General features: G+C 66.3%; 17 protein-coding genes and 3 tRNA genes. 6 read left to right on the top strand and 14 right to left on the bottom strand.

The window, feature by feature from the left end; translation table 11 throughout:
• Positions 1-100: 100 nt before the first annotated feature.
• The 6 genes from H3005_RS18440 to H3005_RS18415 all read right to left on the bottom strand — a co-directional run bounded on the left by H3005_RS18440 (position 101) and on the right by H3005_RS18415 (position 4,597).
• On the bottom strand, positions 101-766 hold the full coding sequence (locus H3005_RS18440; protein ID WP_025876340.1) for an HNH endonuclease: 666 nt from the start codon (positions 764-766) through the stop codon (positions 101-103).
• A 414-nt stretch (positions 767-1,180) separates the two neighbouring features.
• Positions 1,181-2,971 (bottom strand): acyl-CoA dehydrogenase C-terminal domain-containing protein, encoded by a 1,791-nt coding sequence (locus H3005_RS18435; RefSeq protein WP_191078734.1) that lies wholly within the window; start codon positions 2,969-2,971, stop codon positions 1,181-1,183.
• A gap of 65 nt (positions 2,972-3,036) precedes the next feature.
• A complete protein-coding gene (locus H3005_RS18430; RefSeq protein WP_191078733.1) occupies positions 3,037-3,513 on the bottom strand; it encodes an LEA type 2 family protein in 477 nt (158 codons plus the stop codon).
• 163 nt (positions 3,514-3,676) lie between these two features.
• On the bottom strand, positions 3,677-4,228 hold the full coding sequence (locus tag H3005_RS18425) for a lipocalin family protein (protein ID WP_191078732.1): 552 nt from the start codon (positions 4,226-4,228) through the stop codon (positions 3,677-3,679).
• A gap of 175 nt (positions 4,229-4,403) precedes the next feature.
• Positions 4,404-4,479 (bottom strand) — tRNA-Phe (locus tag H3005_RS18420).
• 42 nt (positions 4,480-4,521) lie between these two features.
• Positions 4,522-4,597: transfer RNA gene (locus H3005_RS18415), tRNA-Phe, on the bottom strand.
• A 336-nt stretch (positions 4,598-4,933) separates the two neighbouring features.
• Between H3005_RS18415 and H3005_RS18410 the strand changes: the two genes are divergently transcribed.
• A complete protein-coding gene (locus H3005_RS18410) occupies positions 4,934-5,953 on the top strand; it encodes an NADP-dependent oxidoreductase (protein ID WP_191078731.1) in 1,020 nt (339 codons plus the stop codon).
• Between the two features lie 70 nt (positions 5,954-6,023).
• On the opposite strand, the gene H3005_RS18405 is transcribed toward H3005_RS18410, so the two are convergent.
• Complete coding sequence (locus H3005_RS18405; RefSeq protein WP_100553066.1) at positions 6,024-6,476, bottom strand: hypothetical protein; 453 nt, start codon at positions 6,474-6,476, stop codon at positions 6,024-6,026.
• A 180-nt stretch (positions 6,477-6,656) separates the two neighbouring features.
• Between H3005_RS18405 and H3005_RS18400 the strand changes: the two genes are divergently transcribed.
• Positions 6,657-6,830, top strand: a complete 174-nt coding sequence (locus H3005_RS18400; RefSeq protein ID WP_165780992.1) for a hypothetical protein — start codon at positions 6,657-6,659, stop codon at positions 6,828-6,830.
• A gap of 54 nt (positions 6,831-6,884) precedes the next feature.
• Here H3005_RS18400 and H3005_RS18395 read toward each other — a convergent pair.
• From H3005_RS18395 to H3005_RS18380, 4 genes are all read right to left on the bottom strand, one after another.
• A tRNA-Ala gene (locus tag H3005_RS18395) sits at positions 6,885-6,960 on the bottom strand.
• 137 nt (positions 6,961-7,097) lie between these two features.
• Positions 7,098-8,012 (bottom strand): alpha/beta hydrolase, encoded by a 915-nt coding sequence (locus tag H3005_RS18390; RefSeq protein WP_191078730.1) that lies wholly within the window; start codon positions 8,010-8,012, stop codon positions 7,098-7,100.
• Positions 8,002-8,895 carry an alpha/beta hydrolase gene (locus H3005_RS18385; RefSeq protein ID WP_191078729.1) on the bottom strand — a complete coding sequence of 298 codons (894 nt, stop codon included), beginning with the start codon at positions 8,893-8,895 and terminating at the stop codon, positions 8,002-8,004. The genes H3005_RS18390 and H3005_RS18385 overlap by 11 nt, the downstream gene beginning before the upstream one ends.
• Before the next feature lie 20 nt (positions 8,896-8,915).
• Entirely contained in the window at positions 8,916-9,971 is a 1,056-nt protein-coding gene (locus H3005_RS18380; RefSeq protein ID WP_191078728.1) for a sugar phosphate isomerase/epimerase, read from the bottom strand.
• A gap of 101 nt (positions 9,972-10,072) precedes the next feature.
• Between H3005_RS18380 and H3005_RS18375 the strand changes: the two genes are divergently transcribed.
• Complete coding sequence (locus H3005_RS18375; RefSeq protein WP_191078727.1) at positions 10,073-10,654, top strand: TetR/AcrR family transcriptional regulator; 582 nt, start codon at positions 10,073-10,075, stop codon at positions 10,652-10,654.
• A gap of 9 nt (positions 10,655-10,663) precedes the next feature.
• Here H3005_RS18375 and H3005_RS18370 read toward each other — a convergent pair whose 3' ends face one another.
• Positions 10,664-10,900, bottom strand: coding sequence for a hypothetical protein (locus H3005_RS18370; protein WP_165780956.1), 237 nt, complete (start codon positions 10,898-10,900; stop codon positions 10,664-10,666).
• Here H3005_RS18370 and H3005_RS18365 point away from each other — a divergent pair.
• Complete coding sequence (locus H3005_RS18365; RefSeq protein ID WP_191078726.1) at positions 10,863-13,193, top strand: TonB-dependent receptor; 2,331 nt, start codon at positions 10,863-10,865, stop codon at positions 13,191-13,193. The two genes, H3005_RS18370 and H3005_RS18365, sit on opposite strands and share 38 nt — an antisense overlap.
• A gap of 138 nt (positions 13,194-13,331) precedes the next feature.
• On the opposite strand, the gene H3005_RS18360 is transcribed toward H3005_RS18365, so the two are convergent.
• Together H3005_RS18360 and rnd are read right to left on the bottom strand one after the other, a co-directional pair.
• Positions 13,332-14,507, bottom strand: a complete 1,176-nt coding sequence (locus H3005_RS18360; protein ID WP_100553060.1) for a serine hydrolase domain-containing protein — start codon at positions 14,505-14,507, stop codon at positions 13,332-13,334.
• 349 nt (positions 14,508-14,856) lie between these two features.
• Complete coding sequence (rnd, locus tag H3005_RS18355; protein ID WP_100553059.1) at positions 14,857-15,936, bottom strand: ribonuclease D; 1,080 nt, start codon at positions 15,934-15,936, stop codon at positions 14,857-14,859.
• Positions 15,937-16,020: 84 nt separating this feature from the next.
• On the opposite strand from rnd, the gene H3005_RS18350 reads away from it, so the two are divergent.
• A complete protein-coding gene (locus H3005_RS18350; protein ID WP_191078725.1) occupies positions 16,021-17,904 on the top strand; it encodes an SUMF1/EgtB/PvdO family nonheme iron enzyme in 1,884 nt (627 codons plus the stop codon).
• 102 nt (positions 17,905-18,006) lie between these two features.
• Positions 18,007-18,897: a M48 family metallopeptidase gene (locus H3005_RS18345; RefSeq protein WP_100553057.1), complete on the top strand. Its 891-nt coding sequence runs from the start codon at positions 18,007-18,009 to the stop codon at positions 18,895-18,897.
• The last annotated feature ends 155 nt before the right edge of the window (positions 18,898-19,052 follow it).

Genomic DNA, 19,052 nt, shown 5'->3' with positions numbered 1-19,052 from the left:
TCGCACTTGTTCTGAACGCCCATTTTCGCCCTCAAACGGGGGTGGGGCAAGCAAACGCCGCCGTCCGTGACAGGACGGTGAGGGTTGCATTCCCGGCAGTTCAGGTGCAGAGCTTGGAACGCTTGGGCAGCTGGGCCCTCAGGAACGCCATCTGGTCGGCCAGGATGTTGCGGTTGGACAGGATCAGGTGCTCGATCCAGCTCGGCCGGTAAGGCACTGCCAGCAGCGGCATGCCGGCCTGTTGCGGGGTGCGGTCACTCTTGCGCGAATTGCAGTGGAAGCACGCGGTGACTACGTTTTCCCAGGTATCCAGGCCGCCTTTGGACAAGGGCATGACGTGGTCGCGGGTCAGGGTGGGGCGTCCGAACTGCTGTCCGCAGTAAAGACAGAGATGGGCATCGCGGGCGAACAGGGCCGGGTTGGTCAGGTTCGGTGTCGGGTCCAGCGCACGTGAGCGGGCATGGCCGCGCGCGGCAATGATCGGGTGCAGGTCCATCCCGCTCTGCATGCCACTGCGACGATTTGTCCCACCGTGGATGTGCAGGCAGGGGTCGCCGAGGGTCCAGGCGACGGCATCGCGGGCGTAGAGGCAGGCTGCGTCCTGCCAGGTGATCCAATCCAGGACCCGCCCGTGACCATCAAGTGAGAGCAACCGGACCGTGCCGGGGCGATGCAGCGTCGTGGCGTTGGGCGATGCTTCGGCGCCCGGAGCAGAAAACGGAGCTCCGGCTTCGATCAGACCCAAGCGTGTAGTGTCTGTCTCCATCGGGAAAACAGCTTATACCTGAATGTTGACGATTTGTGNNCACAAATCGTCAACATTCAGGTCCACGCATTCCATCTAATCCCCGCACCTGTCGGTGCGCCCCCTTTAACAAAAGGGGGCTTTTCTCCAGATGGATTTCGGGGGTTTCCATCCACGCATGGCGTGGATCTACGTGTCGACCAAGGTCGACACCTACCAACAGCCGCGGGGAGTTGTCGAAGGCGGGGTGGGTCCGGTTGCGGGGGCGTGAGCGCCATGGATGGCGCGACCGAGGCTACAGGGACGTACTTGCGCCGTCCCCCGCAATTGGACCCACCCCGCCATCCCGCAGGAAACCAGCTGTTGCTGTTGCTCCAGCTGTTGCAGTTGCCGGCCAGCGGCCGGCACTACCGCGGGTGCCGGGCGCGGCCCGGCTCAGGCGCCGAAGCGTTCGTCGTCCATTGCCATCAGCGGTGCGGCACCCGCCTGGATGGCGGCGGCGTGGCTGAGGGTGCGCGGCAGCACGCGGGCAAAGTAGAAGCGCGCGGTCTCGCGCTTGCCCTGGGCGAATGCTGCGCCGTGCGCGCTGGCATCGGCGGCGGCAACGCTGCGTGCCCACCAGTAGGCCAGCACCACATAACCCGAATAGAACAGGTAGTCGTAGCTGGCTGCGCCCAGTTCGTCCGGGTTGGCGGCCGAACGCTGCAGCACGTCCATCGTCAGCTTGCCCCACTCGGCGGCCTTGGCGCGCAGCGGGCCGATGAACTCGGCCAGGCTTTCGTTGCCTTCATTGGCCTTGGCGAACGCTTCGATCTCGGCCAGCATCAGCTTCAGGCCGGCGCCTTGGCTGGACGCGGTCTTGCGGCCGATCAGGTCCAGCGCCTGGATGCCGGTGGTGCCTTCATACAGCGTGGTGATGCGGGCATCGCGGGCCAGCTGTTCCATGCCGTGCTCGCGGATGTAGCCGTGGCCACCGAAACACTGCAGGGCGTTGTAGGTGTTCTCGATGCCCCATTCGGTCTGGCAGGCCTTCGAGATCGGGGTCAGGAAGCTCACCAGGGTGTCAGCGCGCTCACGTTCGCCGGCATCTTCTGCATGGTGGGCGACGTCGATCAGGGTGGCGGCGTGCAGCGCCAGCAGGCGGCTGCCTTCCACCAGCGACTTGATGGTCAGCAGCATGCGGCGCACGTCCGGATGCACCAGAATCGGGTCGGCCGGCTTGTCCGGGAACTTGGCGCCGCTGAGTGAACGCGACTGCAGGCGCTCGCGGCTGTACTTCAGCGCGTTCTGGTAGGCGCGCTCGGACAGACCGATGCCCTGCAGGCCGACGCCCAGGCGAGCAGTGTTCATCATGGTGAACATCGCCTGCAGGCCCTTGTGCGGCTGGCCGACCAGGTAGCCCTGGGCGCCATCGAAATTCATCACGCAGGTGACCGAGCCCTTGATGCCCATCTTGTGCTCGATGGAGCCGCAGCGCAGCGCGTTGCGTTCGCCGACGTTGCCGTCGCGGTCGACCTTGAACTTCGGGGTGACGAACAGCGAGATGCCCTTGGCGCCCGGCGGCGCGTCGGGCAGCTTGGCCAGCACCAGATGCACGATGTTGCCGGTCAGATCGTGCTCGCCGGCGGTGATGAAGATCTTGGTGCCGGTGATCGAATAGCTGCCATCGGCGTTCGGCTCGGCCTTGGTCTTGAGCAGGCCCAGGTCGGTGCCGCAATGCGGCTCGGTCAGGCACATGGTGCCGGTCCAGCGGCCTTCGATCAGCGGCTTCAGGAATGCCTCGTGCTGCCAGGCTTCGCCGTGCTGCTTCAGCGCTTCGATGGCGCCGTGCGACAGCAGCGGGAAGTTGCCCCAGGCGAGGTTGGCGGCGTTGATCATTTCATTGAGCGGCACGCCCAGCGTGTGCGGCAGGCCCTGGCCGCCCAGTTCCGGCGACGCGGTCAGACCGGTCCAGCCGCCGTCGACGAACTGATCGTAGGCCTGCTTGAAGCCGGGCGGAGTGGTCACTTCGCCGCTGGCCTGGTCGAGCACGCAGCCGATCTCGTCGCCCACGCTGTTGAGCGGGGCCAGTACGCTGGCGCTGAAGCGGCCGGCTTCTTCCAGCACGGCATCGACGACGTCAGCAGTGGCGTCGGTGAAGCCAAGACGGGCGAACAGCGGCTCGACCTTCAGCACATCGTGCAGGCCGAAACGAAGGTCGGAAAGCGGGGCGGTGTAGCTGCTCATCGGTGCGTCTCGATTTGATCAGTAACAGGGGGTGCGGCGCGATGCGTCGCGGCGGAAAGCGGAGATCAGCGCAGTACGCCGGGCAGGCCCGGGGCCTGGTTCAGCGTGCTGCGGCTGTTGATGTCGAAGGTGCGCTGCTTCTTTTCCTGCGGCGTGGCCGACACCGTGCCCTTCAGGCTGTAGGCAAGGGTGCGGTTGCTGGCCAAGGCGTCGGCGATCACCAGGCGTGCGGCCGGGCTGGGCTTGAAGTTCACGTTGATGACATCGGCGGAAACGCCGCCGATGGAGATGCCCGGCTTGGCGGACAGGGGGCCGGCATCGGTGTCGCCGATGGTCAAGACCAGCGCGACATCGTCGAAGCTCATCGGCATCGAACTGTAGTTCTGCAGACGCAGGGCGACGGTCCAGTCGCCATTGGCCTGCACGGTCAGCTGCTGCAGGCTCGCGGCCGGTTCCGAAACACGCTTGACGATGCCATCGCCGCAAGCGACCAGGGCCAGGGTGCACAGGACGATCAAGACGGTACGGAAGCGGTGGAGCATGGGCGCAGGTCCTCTGAAGGCGGTGCGTGGAGTAAGCATACTACGGCGTATGGTGGAATGGGTCGCCTGCGGCGACCGGCCACAGAGGGTAGCGCGTGAAGATGCACGCGAGGCGTGCGCGATGCCGGATTGCGGACGTAGCGTGCCCCGGTTGGGCGGCGCCTCAATCGGCGGGGGTGTCGCGCAGGGGCGCCATCATGCGCAGCGGTGCGAGGTCGTAGCCCATCGCTTCGGCCTTTGCCTTGAGCCGGTCGAACAGGGCGCGGTCCATCTCCGGCAGGCGCGCGAGGATCCACAGATACTTGTGGCCCGGTTCACCGACCATCGCCCACTGGTAGTCGGGGTCCAGCGCGATCACCCAGTAGTCGGCCCAGACCAGGGGCACCCAGCTCAGCCAGTCGGGAACGAAGCGCACCTGTAGCTGGCCGGGCTGTCCCGCAACGGGCCGCGCCACGCCTTCGGCGACAACCCGCTCGCCATCCGCCTTGCGGCAGGCATTGGTGACGCTGATGCGGCCATCGCGGCGCAGCCCGTAGTTGGCGGTGATCTCGCCCACGCACTGCTTCTGGAACGACACCGGCAGATGTGCGATCTCGTGCCACTGCCCGGCGTAGCGATCGATGTTCAGTTCACTGACGGCGCGCACGGGCTCGGCAGCGAGTGCCGGTGCGGCGAAAAGCAGCAGGCAGGCGAGCAGGGCAGGGCGCAGGTGCATTGATCGGCTCCGGGCAGGAGTCTGGAGCGTAGGGTGCACGGCACGCGGAGGTGTGAATGTTTCGTCAACCGGTGTGGCCGCGTCCGCGCAGGATCGATGCGGCGCGATCCACGTGCCGCATGGTCGGAAAGTCACAGACAAAAAAAAGACCTGCATTTCTGCAGGTCTTCGAACATGGTGGCCGAGGACGGAATCGAACCGCCGACACGGGGATTTTCAATCCCCTGCTCTACCAACTGAGCTACTCGGCCATGTAGAAAAAAAAGACCTGCATTTCTGCAGGTCTTCGAAAGTGGTGGCCGAGGACGGAATCGAACCGCCGACACGGGGATTTTCAATCCCCTGCTCTACCAACTGAGCTACTCGGCCACTTGTTTCGTTGCAGCGATGTCGCTGCCGAGGACGCGCATATTACGGACGTAGGACAGGTTCGGCAAGCGTTTTGGAAAAAAACCTTCACATTGGTGTCTGCGGCCGGCGGAAGGCGCTGCAAGTGGTTGATCCTGCGTTGAGCCGGCCTGATGGGAATGCCGGACGCGGAAAACAGCGGCCCGCCGCTGACGCCAAAGCTGACGGGGCAAGCAATGCAGCGGCGGAGTGGGGACGGTGCCGATGGAACGCTGTTTTCATGGCACCCACGAGGGCAGGGCACGGCGTACTGTCGCGGTTCCCTCCCCGACGCTGCCCGCAGCAGAGCCATTGGACATGTCCGATTCAACCACCCGCATCGTGCTCGCCTCGCGTCCGCAAGGTGCGCCGGTCGCCGCCAATTTCCGCCTCGAACAGGCGCCCCTTCCGGCGCTGGGCCCCGGCCAGGTGCTGTTGCGCAACCGCTACCTGTCGCTGGATCCGTACATGCGCGGACGCATGGATGATGGCCCGTCGTACGCACCGCCCGTGGCAGTGGATGCGGTGATGGAGGGCCAGACCGTGGCCGAAGTGCTGCAGTCGCAGGCGCCTGGCCTGGCGGTGGGCGACCTGGTGCTGGCCCCTGGCGGCTGGCAGACCCATGCCGTGGTGGCGGGTGATGCGATCAGCCGGCGCCTGGATCCGGCCGGGCTGCCGCTCAGCACGGCGCTGGGCGTGTACGGCATGCCGGGGTTCACCGCGTACTCCAGCCTGATCGAAATCGGCAAGCTGCAAGCCGGTGAGACCCTGGTGGTGGCTGCTGCCAGCGGACCGGTCGGTGCCACCGTGGCGCAGCTGGCCAAGCTGCAGGGTGCGCGCGTGGTCGCCATCGCCGGTGGCGAGGCCAAGCGTGCGTACCTGGAAACACTGGGCGTGGATGTGGCGCTGGACCACCGCGCCTCCGATTTTGCCGGGCAGCTGCGTGCTGCTGTACCGGATGGCATCGACGTGTATTTCGAGAACGTGGGCGGGCATGTGCTCGACGCCGTGCTGCCGCTGCTCAATGATTTCGCGCGCATTCCGGTGTGCGGCACCATCGCCACCTACAACGCCCGCGGCGTCGCGCAGCCTGGGCCGGATCGGCTGCCGGCGCTGTTCAGTCAGATCCTGCGCCAGCGGCTGACCGTGCGTGGCTTCATCGTCCACGACTTCAAGCATCTGTGGCAGGATTTCGAGCGCGACATGCCGCAGTGGCTGCGCGATGGACGTATCCAGTACCGCGAAGACGTCGTGCAGGGGCTTGAGAATGCACCGGAAGCCTTTTTTGGCCTGCTGCAGGGGCGCAACTTCGGCAAGCTGGTGGTGAAGCTGGATTGAGCGATTGCTTCATTGAGGGCACCGGAACGGAACCGGTGCCCTCAATCTTCGACGCGCGCCGTTCGTGGGCTTACGGGGCGAAACGCAGCTGTTTGGCGTCGCGGATCTGGATCTGGGTCTGGTAGTAGTACTTGTCGCTTTGCTGGCCGTTCGAATCGATGAAGGCGATGCGTACCCGACCCGCGGTACCGCGCACCAGCAGGCGCCGGTTCTGCAGCTGTTCGAGCTTCATGCCGAACGCTTTTTCCAGTTCCGGGCGCAGCGCGGCATCGATGTTGAGCGTGATGTTGAGTGGATGGCGGTAATCGCGCTCGCTGTTGAGGTAGATGCGCTCGCCTTCGGTACCGGTGGCCTGCACGGTCAGCACGAAAACGCCGGAGATGCCGCGAGAGGGATCATCCTGCGCCGCACGCACCGCTTCGTAATTGCCGATATAGCCCGGTGGCGGCATCGGTTGCCGGTCAAGGCGATGCGCGCAGCCAGTGGCGAGCAGCAGTGGAATCAACAGGGCAGGGCGATACATGGCGCGTCCTTGTGCGAGGTGATCCGCCGATTGTGACCACGCGACGATGACGATCACAAGCACTGCAGGAGCGTGATGGCTGCACGCGTTGTTCGCGGGCAGCCGACCACCGCATCACGCAGGCGCGGATAGCGTTGTCTGCGTCACGCCGGCCTGTTGCCGGCGCCATGGGAGCGATTCATGACCGAACACGACAAGAAGACCTCGAATGCACACGAAGGCGTGCAGGAGAGTCGCCAGGACCGGCAGCAGGATGAAGTGGCCAAACAGCGTCCCGGCCAGCACGACCAGAAGGTGCACGATGCACATTCGCGTGCACCCGTGCGCAAGGACGGCGGGCAGGACCCAGCCTGAGCGGAAGGCCAAAACAGAAAGCCCCGGCAGTGCCGGGGCTTTCTGTTTTTCATATGGTGGAGCCAAGGAGGATCGAACTCCTGACCTCGTCATTGCGAACGACGCGCTCTCCCAGCTGAGCTATGGCCCCAAGGGGATGTTGCATCCCGTGGGCAGCGGAGCTGGCGCCACGTGACGGACCTAGCATAGCGCTGCCAGGTGCCGGATGCCAAGGGGCACGCAGGGACGTAGCGGAATCGCCGCTGCGTCCCTCTGCGGCCCGTCGTTTCAGGGCAGCAGGGCCGCCGCGCGCTGGATCGCGATGTCGGTTGCAGCCGACACGCCATGCAGGTGGATGCAGGCGTGGATCATCCCCGGCAGGCGCTCCAGCGTGCAGTCCACGCCCGCCTCCCGCAGGTGCGCGGCGTACTGTTCAGCTTCGTCGCGCAGCGGGTCGAACTCACAGCTCAGTACCGTGGCCGCTGGCAGCCCGCGCAGATCGCGGGCATGCAGGGGCGAAGCAAGCGCCTGTCGGCGGTCACCGTCGCCCAGATAGGCCTGCCAGCAGCGCTGCATCAGTTCGGCGCTGAGGTAGTAGCCGTCGGCGAACTCGCCGTAGGTGCTGCTGGCCATGGTGGCATCCAATGCCGGATACAGCAGCAATTGATGCGATGGCAGCGGCAGTCCCTGATCGCGCAGCAGCAGGCAGCACGCTGCGGCGAGATTGCCGCCCGCGCTGTCGCCGCCGATGACCAGGCGTGCTGGATCAAGCCCCAGGTCTGCGGCATTGGCCTGCAGCCACAGCCAGGCGTCGACGACGTCGTGCAGCGGCGTCGGGAACGGATGCTCCGGGGCCAGGCGATAGCCGACGGCAGCGATGACATGGCCGCTGGCATTGGCCAAGGCCCGGCAGGGGCCGTCATAGACCGCCAGCGAGCACTGGAACCAGCCACCGCCGTGGGCGAACAACAGGGCCGGGCGCGGTTCCGTGCTGATGGCCGCGGGCGTGTACAGGCGCACGACCAGCGCATGGCCGTCGCGCGCGCTGATGACGTGCTCCACGACATGCGATACCGCCTCGGTGGCGCCCTGCAGCGTGGGCAGCGCCTGCTCGCTCAGTGCGCGCAGTTCCAGCAGATCGTCCGGCAGCGGTTGCGCCGCCACCGCATCCACGAACGCCCGCAACGCAGGTTCAAGCGACATGGTCAGCCTCCTGCAGGAACGGCAGCAGCTGGGCGAGGAAGGCCTGCGGTGCTTCTTCCATGATGAAGTGGCCACAGCCCGGAACGACGCTGCCGCGCAGATCATCGGCGTGCGGCTGCAGGGTCAGCATCGGGGCGTTGCCGGTGGCGTGCTCGGCGCCGATGGCCAGCACCGGCATCGTCAACCGGCGTTGTGCGCGGACCTGGTTCTGGCGGATGGTTTCCGGAATCGCGCGGTACCAGGCAAACCCAGCACGCAACGCGCCGGGGCGGCTGTAGGCGGCGATGTAGGTTTCGCTGGCTACCGCATCACGCCGGTACGACCAGCGGTCGAACATGAAGTCCAGGTAGGCGCGTTCGCGACCGCTGATGAGTGCCTCGGGCAGATCGGCCACCTGGTTGAACATGAAGTGCCACAGGAAGATGTTGTCGGCTGGCGCGGCGAAGATGCCCGGCTCAGGTGCCAACCCGGGAATCACCGCTTCGGTCACGGCCAGGCGCTGTACCGCCTGCGGCTGGTCGCTGGCCAGCGCATAGGCGATCCACATGCCGATGTCATGGCCGACCACCTGGTAGCGCTCGTGGCCGAGGGCCTGCATGGTCTGGTGCAGTACCGCGGCGGCACTGCCGGTGTCGTAACCGTGTGCGGGACGATCGGATTCGCCGATGCCGGGCGGGTCGACCGCGATCGCTTCGAAGCCGGCCTCGGCCAGCGCATGCAGCACGTGGCGCCAGGCGTACCAGGTCTGCGGCCAGCCCGGGATCAACAGCACCGGTTGCCCGCTGCCGGCGGAGACGCAATGCACGCGCTGGCCGTCGATGCGCAGGTAGTGGTGGCGCAGGGTATCGTCGCCGGAGGTGCCAGCGGTGGGGATGTTCTTCATGGGGATGTTCCTGTGGGGGCTCAGGCGATGCCGAGCATGTGCTGCATCTGGGCGCTGCTGATCGGCGCGCCGGCGAAGTCGTCGAAGATCTTGTCGGTGACCGGAATGATGTGGTCGCGGATGAAGGCGGCACCTTCGCGTGCACCGGCTTCCTGGTCCTTCAGGCAGCACTCCCATTCCAGCGTTGCCCAGCCGGCGTAGTCGTACTGCGCCAGCTTGGAGAAGATCGACTTGAAATCGACCTGGCCATCGCCCAGCGAGCGGAAGCGGCCGGCGCGTTCGGTCCAGTCGGCGTAACCACCGTAGATGCCCTGGCGGCCATTGGGGCGGAACTCCGCGTCCTTGACATGGAACATGCGGACAAGCGGATGGTAGATGTCCAGGAACTGCAGGTAATCCAGCTGCTGCAGCACGAAGTGGCTGGGATCGAACAGGATGCGGCAGCGCTCATGCTGGCCCACACGCTCGAAGAAGCGTTCGAAGCTGGTGCCATCGTGCAGGTCTTCGCTGGGATGGATTTCGTAGCAGAGGTTGATGCCGTTGTCCTCGCAGGTATCGAGGATCGGCCGCCAGCGTCGTGCCAGCTCATCGAATGCGGCGTCGATCAGGCCCGGCGGACGCTGCGGGAACGGGAACAGGTAGGGCCAGGCGAACGAGCCGGAGAAGGTGCCCATGTCCTGCAGGCCGAGCCGGCGCGAGGCGCGGGCGGTCAGATGCAACTGCTGCTGTGCCCATTCGCTGCGTGCCTGCGGATTGCCGCGCAGCGCCTCCGGGGCGAAGCCATCGCACAGTTCATCGTAGGCCGGATGCACGGCCACCAGCTGGCCCAGGATGTGGGTGGTCAGCTCGCTGACCTGCAGGCCGTGTTCGGCCAGGGTGCCACGGATGTCGTCGCAGTAGTCCTGGCTGTCGGCGGCGGTGGCCAGGTCGAACAGGCGCGCGTCCCAGGCCGGAATCTGCAGGGCCTTGAAGCCGTGGCCGGCGGCCCACTCGGCGATGCCGGCGAGGCTGTCGAACGGCGCCTGGTCGCCAGCGAACTGCGCCAGATGCAGGCTGGGGCCTTTGAGGGTTTGCATGTGTTGCTCCAATTGTTTGTCGGTCGACAAAGAATAGGCGCGTGCATCGGGATGGTCAACACCCGCGTTACACTGCGCGCCTCAGAACGGCAGGCAGGCAGATGGCAGGGCGACCGCGCGAATTCGACAGGGACCAGGCATTGCGCAAGGCGATGCTGCTGTTCTGGCAGCATGGCTATGAGGGCACCTCGATGTCGGCCCTGGCCGAAGCGCTTGGCATTGCCTCGGCGCGCATCTACGCCGCGTTCGGCAGCAAGGAGCAGTTGTTCCGCGAAGCGGTGGCGCTGTACGAGGAAGGCGAGGGCGGCTTCGCGCCGCGCGCGCTCGAGCAGGCGTCACTGCGCGATGCGATCGGTAGCATGCTGCGTGATGCCGTGTTGACCTACACCCGTCGCGGTCGTCCGCATGGCTGCCTGGTGGTGTCCTCGGCAAGCAGCGTGTCACCGGATGGCGAGGGCGTACGTGACTGGCTGGCCAGCCATCGTCGCCAGCGCACGGCGGCGATCATCGCGCGGCTGCAGCAGGCGCAGGCGGACGGCCAGCTGGCGGCCGATCTGTCCGTGCAGGCCCTGGGCGATCATTTCGCCACGGTGCTGCATGGCATCTCGGTACAGGCGCGTGACGGCGTCAGCCGCGAACGTCTGCTGGCGATGGTCGAGGTTGCGCTGGCGCCGTTGCCGTGAGATCCGGGGTCAGATCCGTTTCCCCTTGGGAAACGGATCTGACCCCAGGCGGTGCTGGCTGACTGTGCCGAAACCGCTTGTTTCACCGGGTTCGGGTGCCGCGCAACGAAATTGTAACAATTTGGAGGATAATGGCCGCTTGCGCAGTTTTCCTCCTATTTGCCGCCCGGTCAGCGCAGGCCGCACGGACGCCTCCTCAGAGCTTTCGATGCCTTCCCATTCCGATTCCCGCCGTTCGTCGGGCATGTCGTCCTCCCTCGTTTCCTTCCGTCGCCATCCGCTGGCCCTGGCCTGTGCAGGCCTGGCCCTGGCTGCCAGCTTCGGTGCTGCCGCGCAGGACAGTGCGCCGACCCCGACCGGGCTGGACACCATCACCGTGACCGCCGAGCACCGCGAGCAGAACCTGCAGGAAGTGCCGGTGTCGGTAGGCGTGGTGCAGGGCGAGCGCATGCGCGACTTCACCGCCGGCGGCGACGACACCCTGCTGGCGCTGTCCGGCCGCGTGCCGAGCCTGTATGCGGAAACCACCACCGGCCGCATCTTCCCGCGCTTCTACATCCGCGGCCTGGGCAACATCGATTTCTACCTGGGTGCCTCGCAGCCGGTGTCGATCATCCAGGACGACGTGGTGCTGGAACACGTGGTGCTGAAGTCCAACCCGGTCTATGACGTGGACCAGGTGGAAGTGCTGCGCGGTCCGCAGGGCTCGCTGTTCGGCCGCAACACCACCGCCGGCATCGTCAAGTTCGACACCCTCAAGCCGACCCAGGACTACAGCGGCCGCGTCAGCGCCAGCTACGCCTCCTACAACAGCGTGTCGATCGACGGTGGCTTCGGTGGCCCGATCAACGACATCGCTTCGTTCCGCGTGTCGGCCCTGTACCAGCACCGCGACGACTACGTCGACAACACCTACACCGGCCCCAGCGCCGACGGCACGGCCAGCCCGAAGAAGAACGCCATGGGCGGCTTCGACGACCGCAACGTGCGTGCGCAGCTGCTGCTGACGCCGAGCGACCAGTTCTCGATCCTCGCTTCGGCCCACGCCCGCGATTACGAAGGCACCTCGACCCTGTTCCTGCGCAACGCGCTGACCAAAGGCTCGAACAAGACCGACGTGCCGCGTGACCAGGTCGCCTACGACGAGGCCGACAACAACCCGCAGGCGTACAAGACCTACGGCGGTTCGGTGAAGGCGCGTTATGACTTCGGCGCGATCGACTTCACCTCGATCACCGCTTACGAAACCACCTCCGGCTACAGCCGCGGTGACACCGACGGCGGCGCCGCGGTCAACTTCCCGGTCAATGGCGTGCCGAACGGCTATGGCCAGTCGATGGGCCAGATCCGTGACCTGGACCAGTGGACCCAGGAATTCCGCCTGGCCAGCCACGATGACAGCGCCCTGCAGTGGCAGGCCGGCGCGTTCTACTTCAACGGCAGCGATACCACCGACTTCTACCAGCGCGCCTGGTTCCTGAAGGGCGCGGCGCGCAATCCGAACAACTGGGTGCGCCTGCGCAACAAGAACACCTCGTGGGCCGGCTTCGGTCAGCTCAGCTACGCCTTCACCGACAAGTTCACCGTCACCGCCGGCCTGCGCCAGACCCGTGATGAGAAGCACACCCGTCTGTTGAAGACCGCCGACACCGCCGCGGGTGCAGTCACCTACAAGGGCCGCACCGACGTCAAGATGACCGACACGACCCCGAGCTGGGATCTGAGTGCGATGTATCAGATCACCCCGGACGTGAGTGTCTATGCGAAGGTCGCGCGCGGCTTCCGTGGTCCGACCATCCAGGGCCGTTCGGCAGTGTTCAATGCTGACTTCACCACCGCCGATTCGGAGACGATCCTGTCCTGGGAAGCCGGCGTGAAGAGCAGCCTGTGGGACAATCGCCTGCGCTTGAATGCCACCGCGTTCACCTACACCGTCAACGACATCCAGCTCAACGGCAACGATTCGGACGGCAACGGCGTGCTGTTCAACGCCGACAAGGCCAAGGCCTACGGCTTCGAAGCGGACATGGAGCTGCGCCCGATCCCGAACCTGACCCTGAGCGCCGGCCTGAGCCTGCTGCACAGCGAGATCAAGGACAAGCGCGTGTATGCGCAGGTCTGCGCACTGAACGGCAAGGTGGTGTGCACCGTCGATGACCCGACGATCAAGGTCGGTGCCAACACCTTCGCCCAGATCGATGGCAATCCGCTGCCGAACGCGCCGAAGTACAACATCAACCTGGCCGCGCGTTACGACTTCCCGCTCAGCGATGCGGGCACGATGTTCGTATCCACCGACTGGAACAAGCAGGGCTACACCAGCTTCGTGCTGTATGACAGCCAGGAGTTCAATTCGAAGGGTGACTTCGAAGGCGGCCTGAAGATCGGCTACTCGGGCAACTACGGCGCGTATGAAGTGTCGCTGTTCGCGCGCAACATCACCAACGAGAAGAACCTCAAGGGTGTCATCGAGAACTACATGGCGGCGGTCTACAACGAACCGCGCACCGTGGGTGTGTCGCTGAACATGAACTGGTAAGACGCATCGGTCGGTACCGCACGCGGTACCGACACCTTTGCACTACCCTCCAGACGCCCTGCCTGTGCAGGGCGTTTGCCGTTGTGGGAACTGACACGCGGAATCGACGCCCCGCAGGTGCAGGGCGTCGTGACGGGTCTACTTGGCGGCAGGCGTGACAGCAGGGGCCAGTTCGGCGAACAGGCCGCCGAGCACACCCATGGTGGCCGTGTCGGCGCCCATGTCTTCGGCGGCGTTGGCAATGGCGATCACGCCACTGTTCTGTGCGGGGAACAGCACCACCCAGGCCAGCCAGTTGCCATCGGAGCCACCGTGCACCAGCACCGGGCCCTGGCGGCCGGCGATCGACGGCTGTACGCCCCAGTCCAGACCCGAGGGGCTGACCGGTTGCGCGCTCTGCATCAGCGTGTAGGACGCCGGCGTCAACAGCGTGCCCTTGCCGTGGCTGCCGGCGAGTTGGTCGATGGCGAACAATGCCAGGTCCTGCAGGCGCATGTGCAGGTTGCCGGCGGCGGTGTAGATCGGCGGTACGCCATCATCGGCTTTCTGCGGCGCGCGGGTGACGGGCTTGCCGCCGCGGTGGCCCAACGGCTGCCCTGCCGTGGTCGGCCCGAAGCCGGCACCGGTCATCTTCAGTGGCTGGAACACCTCGCGTTGGATCAGCGTCTCCACGTCCTTGCCTGTGGCGCGCTCGGCGATCACGGCTGCGATCAGGAAGCCGCTGTTGCTGTAAGCGAATTCCGTTCCCGGCGGGTGGACCGGTGCCTCTGACAGCGCGGCCTTGATGTAGGCCTCGCGCTGCACCGGCAGGGCACGCGTGTCGGTGAAGAAAGCATCCAGAGCGGCGCCATCGGTGAGGTTTTCCGGCAGGCCCGCGCGGTGCGACAGCAGCTGCACCAGCGTGACGTTGCGGTAGGCCGGCTGCATCTGTGCCGTGAGGTCGGGCAGCATCGTCGACAGCGGCGCATCCCACTTCAGCACGCCCTGTTCGACCAGGCGCGCGATCATCGCCACGGTGATCGGTTTACCGGTCGAGCCGATCATCCAGGCATCGCCCGTGCTGACGGCCACCTTTTCATCATTGCGGCGTACGCCGCTGACGGCCTGCTCGGCGATCTTGCCGTCGCGGATCACCAGTACTCCCATGGCCGGCGTCGTCGTGCCCTGTAACGCCTGAGCGATGCGTGCCTGCAGGTCATCGGCGGCGCTTGCACTGGCAGCGACGCACAGGAGTGAAACGCCCAGCCATCGGCGCAGGTGGCGCATGGGGCGGGAGGGGAAAGCTGCGGTCCGTTCGGAGATGATCGTGTGCATGGGAGTCCTTTGCGCAGCAGCGTGGGCAGGACCTGCGCCGACGGCACCGGTCCTGCGGGGTGCGTCGTCCACTCGTGCCTTGAACAGGCGTACAAGGTGACGTGCGATTCACTCTTGCATGCCGTCGACGCAGGCGTATGTGTCTGCAGTCATGTACATGAACTGCGCGGCGCGATCCTGTTGGCGGGCGTACAGGATTATCGGACCGCCGCATGCGGCAATCTGCGTCAGATGGGCTTCGAAGAGCGATAGCGCGACGTGTCGCACGCTGCAGGCACGTGCCCCGCGATCTCATGGCCATGCCCGGGCGTGCCGTCGCCGCGCTGCATGCGCGACGACGGCTGGATGCTCAGGCGGCGGGCAACAGCGGTGCCAGCACCGGCTCCAGTTCCTGCTGGCGCCATCCGGCCAATGCGGCAGGCCACTGCCGATGCTCCAGATAGCTTTCCAGATGCTTGCGCGAGGCCAGTACGCCGTCGGCCAGGCCGAGCTCGCGGCTGCGTTCGGCTACGGCATCCTGCAGCTTCTTCAGCAGCTGCTTGCTGGCATCGCTGGCCTGCATCGCCAATGGTGCATCGGCTTCGTCGGCCAACGGCGTATCCAGCGCTTCCCATACCGCAGCGGCAAGCTTGCGCGGCGCCTTCGGGAACTGTTCGAACAGCTTGCTCAATGCAGCCGCGTCGGCTGGCGGCGTGCGTGCAAGGGTCGCGGCCAGCTCGTTGTCCAGGATCCAGCTGCGCGGACGGTCGCTGGCGCGCGCCTGCACGTCGCGCCAGCGCAGCAGGCGCAGCAGGCGGCGCTGCGCGGGCGCGTCCAGGAACTGCGCCGAGCGCATGCCCAGGTGTGGCCAGCGGTCCTCGTCATTGGCGACGCTGGCCAGCAGGCGCTCGCCGTCGTCGTGCAGCCACTGCTGGCGCCCCAGCGATTCCAGCTTGGCGGAAATCGCGTCATGCATCGCGAACAGATGCTCGACGTCGTCGGCGGCGTACTTCAGCTGTGAGTCCGACAGCGGCCTGCGCATCCAGTCCGAGCGGGTTTCGCCCTTTTCCAGTGCCACGCCGGTGATCTCCTGCACCAGCTTCTGGTAGCCCATGCCAGCACCGATGCCGGCCAGGGCGGCGCCGATCTGGGTGTCGAACAACGGGCGCGGCAGCACGCCGCAGGTCCACTTGAACGCCACCAGATCTTCGCTGGCGCTGTGCATCACCTTGGTGATGGATTCATCGGCCAGCCACGGCGCCAGCGCCTCGGGCATGCCGGGAATCAACGGGTCGATCAGCAGGATGTCCTCGCCGACGGCCATCTGCACCAGCGCCAGCTGCGGCCAGAAGGTGCGTTCACGGATGAATTCGGTATCCAGGCCGATGCGGGTCGGCCGCTGCTGGCGGTATGTGTCCAGCTCGGCGGGGGTGGTGATCCAGGTTGCCACAGGTCAGGGCCTACTACTCGTGTTTGCTCAGGCAGGGGAGAATAGCCTAACGTCGGTCCGCATCCGTGCCGAAGGAGGCTCTGCTTGCGTTTTCTGCTGTCGCCCGTGCTGTGTACCGCCTTGGCCGTGGGCCTGGCCGGTTGCACGCCGTCGCCCCCTGCGCAGACCTCCGATGGCACCGCAGGCCAGCCGGCCGATCCCGCGCCAGAGGCCGGTCCGGCGCCTGGTAGCGGGCAGGGCACGGTGACCATTGCCGGTGACGATGCGGCCGAGGACATCCAGCAGTGGACGCCGCCGCGGGTCGATCGCCAGGGACGTACGCTGGCACAGCTGCGCCGGGCGGCCGATCAGGCATTCGCGCGGGGGCATCTGTACGAAGATGGCGATGCGGCAGTGCCGCTGTGGCTGGCGGTGCAGGAAGAGGAACCCGACGACCGCCAGGCGCGCCTGGGCCTGCAACGTGCGAAGCAGCGCCTGCTGCAACAGGCCGATGCGTTGCTGCAGCAGCCATTGCGGCAGCGTGAAGCGCTGGCCGAAGCCGGGCGGCAGGCGCTGGTACTGCTGACCCTGGCGCCGAAGGACGAGAAGGTGCGCGCGCTGCAGGGCAGGGTGGAGACGGCGCAGCGCGTGGTCGCCTACAACCGCGCGGGCGAAGACGATCTGCGTGCCGACCGGATAGGTGAAGAGGGTGATGGCGCCATCGGCAACTTCCGCGAGGCACTGGCGCTGGACCCGAACAACCGCCGCGCGCGGCAGGGCCTGGCAGCGGCGGAAAGCGGGCTGATCCGGCGTGCCGAGGACGCCGCGCGCATCCGTGATTTCGCCAGTGCCGGCGCCTGGTTGGCAGAAGCCAGCAAGGTGCGGGACTCGTCACCCACCATCGCTGATGCGTTCGAGCGCATCGAGCAGATCCGCGCAGCAGCGCTGGTCCAGCTGCGCGATGGCGGACTGCATGATCTGACCACCCCGCAGGGATTGAAGCCTGCGCGCGAGAAGCTGGCCGAAGCGCTGCGCATCGCCTTGCCGGGCGACGCGGTGGTGGCGCAGCTGCGCGAGCGCATCGAACTGGCCACCCACTACGGCAGCTTCCGGCCGGGGCAGGTGTTCAGCGACGCGCTGCGTGATGGCGGCCGTGGACCGCAGATGATCGTGGTGCCGCACGGTGGATTCCAGATGGGTGCCAGTGATACCGAGCCGGGCGCAACCGATGCGGAGCGACCGTCGCACTATGTGCGCTTCGAGCGCGGTTACGCGATGGCGATCACCGAGATCACCGTGGGTGATTTCGAGCGTTATGTGAAGGCGACCAACGCCCGCCCACGCGCAACCCGGCGTGGACATTCGGTGGTCTATGACGAGCGCAGCGGCAATTTCATCCGTCGCAGCGGCGTGGACTGGCGATCCGACTATGACGGTGGGCGCGCACTGGGCAATTCGCCGGTGATGCACGTCAGCGTGCGTGACGCGGAGAACTACGCGACCTGGCTTTCCGAGCAGACCGGCCGCAGCTACCGCCTGCCCAGCGAGGCCGAGTTCGAGTACGCGATGCGTGCCGGCAGCAGTGGCCGCTACCCGTGGGGCGATGCCGGGCTGCCACCGGAAGGCAGTGGCAATTACACCGGCAGCAAGGACGTTTCACCGTCCGGAAGGCATTGGCACAACGCCTTCGTCGGCTACGGCGATGGGCGGTGGGGGCCGGCACCGGTCGCCAGTTTCCAGGCGAACGGCTTCGGGCTGCATGACATGGGCGGCAATCTGAGCGAGTGGGTGGCCGACTGCTGGCATGCCAGCTATCGGCGCGCGCCGGCCGATGGTGTGGCCTGGTTCAACCCGGGCTGCCGTTCACGGGTGATCCGGGGGGGCAACTGGGCCAATGCCCCGGAGCAGACCCGGGCGGCGTGGCGGCAATCGCAGGATTCGGATACCACCAACGCGCGCATCGGCTTCCGACTGGTGCGGGGGATCTGACCGGCGCACCTGGATCGGCGCCGGTTTCACCCGCCGCAGGCAGCGCCGCACTAAGATTGCGCCGTGCCCGCCGGCCGGCGGGGTCAGCCGGAAGACCTGCCGATGCGCAACGATCCTTTTTCCCGCTCGCCGCAGCAGCGGCGTGGCCTGTTCGGCAACATCCGCTGGTGGGTGCTGCTGCTGGCCGCCGGCTATGCGGCGTTCTACTGGTTCTCCAACCGTGCGGTCGACCCCTATACCGGCGAGAAGGTGCTGATCGACAGCAGCCTGGACGCCAGCCAGGAGAAGGCACTGGGCCTGCAGGCCTACCAGCAGATCCTGTCGCAGGAGCGCCCGCTGGGCCCGAACGAACAGGTCTCGCGGGATGTCCGGGCGATTGCCGAGCGACTGATCGCCAAGGTGGACGTGGTGGAGACCGCGCTGGCGCAGGAACACGGGCTGCAACCGGCACACTTCGCGCGCGACTTCGAGTGGGAAGTGAATGTGATTCCGTCCGAACAGGCCAATGCGTTCTGCCTGCCCGGCGGCAAGATGGCCGTGTACACGGGGCTGATTCCGGTCGCGCGCACCCGCGATGCGATGGCGGTGGTGATGGGCCATGAAATCGCCCATGCGTTGCTGCGCCACGGTGCACAGCGCATGGCCCAGCAGAAGCTGACCCAGATCGGCCAGATGGCCGGCGCCGCCAGTGGCATGGATGCACAGCAGCAGCAGATGATGATGTCGGCGATGGGCTACGGCTATCTGTTGCCGTATGCGCGCAGCCACGAGACGCAGGCTGATGAAGTAGGCCTGATGCTGGCGGCGGCGGCGTGTTTCGATCCGCGCGAGGCGGTGCCGCTGTGGCAGCGCATGGGTCAGGCGGGTGGCGGCCAGTCGCCGCCGGAATTCTCTTCGACCCACCCCAATCCGGGTACCCGTATCCAGAACCTGCAGGCGTTGATGCCGAAGGCACTGGAGTACCGGCAGAAGTTCTGCGAGCAGGCCAGGTAAAGGGTGGTTCGGCAGGGCTGCGCCCTGCACCCGCCGAGGCTGGAGCACCAGCCGAAGCAACAGCAACAGCAACAGCGGGCTATCCGTGGGATGGCGGGGTGGGTCCGATTGCGGGAGACGCCGTAAACCCATCCATGGGGGCTTGGCCGCGGCAT

Origin of the sequence: Stenotrophomonas sp. Br8, assembly GCF_014763005.1 — a bacterium.
GTDB lineage: Bacteria > Pseudomonadota > Gammaproteobacteria > Xanthomonadales > Xanthomonadaceae > Stenotrophomonas > Stenotrophomonas lactitubi.
This window is presented reverse-complemented; position numbering and strand designations above follow the sequence as displayed.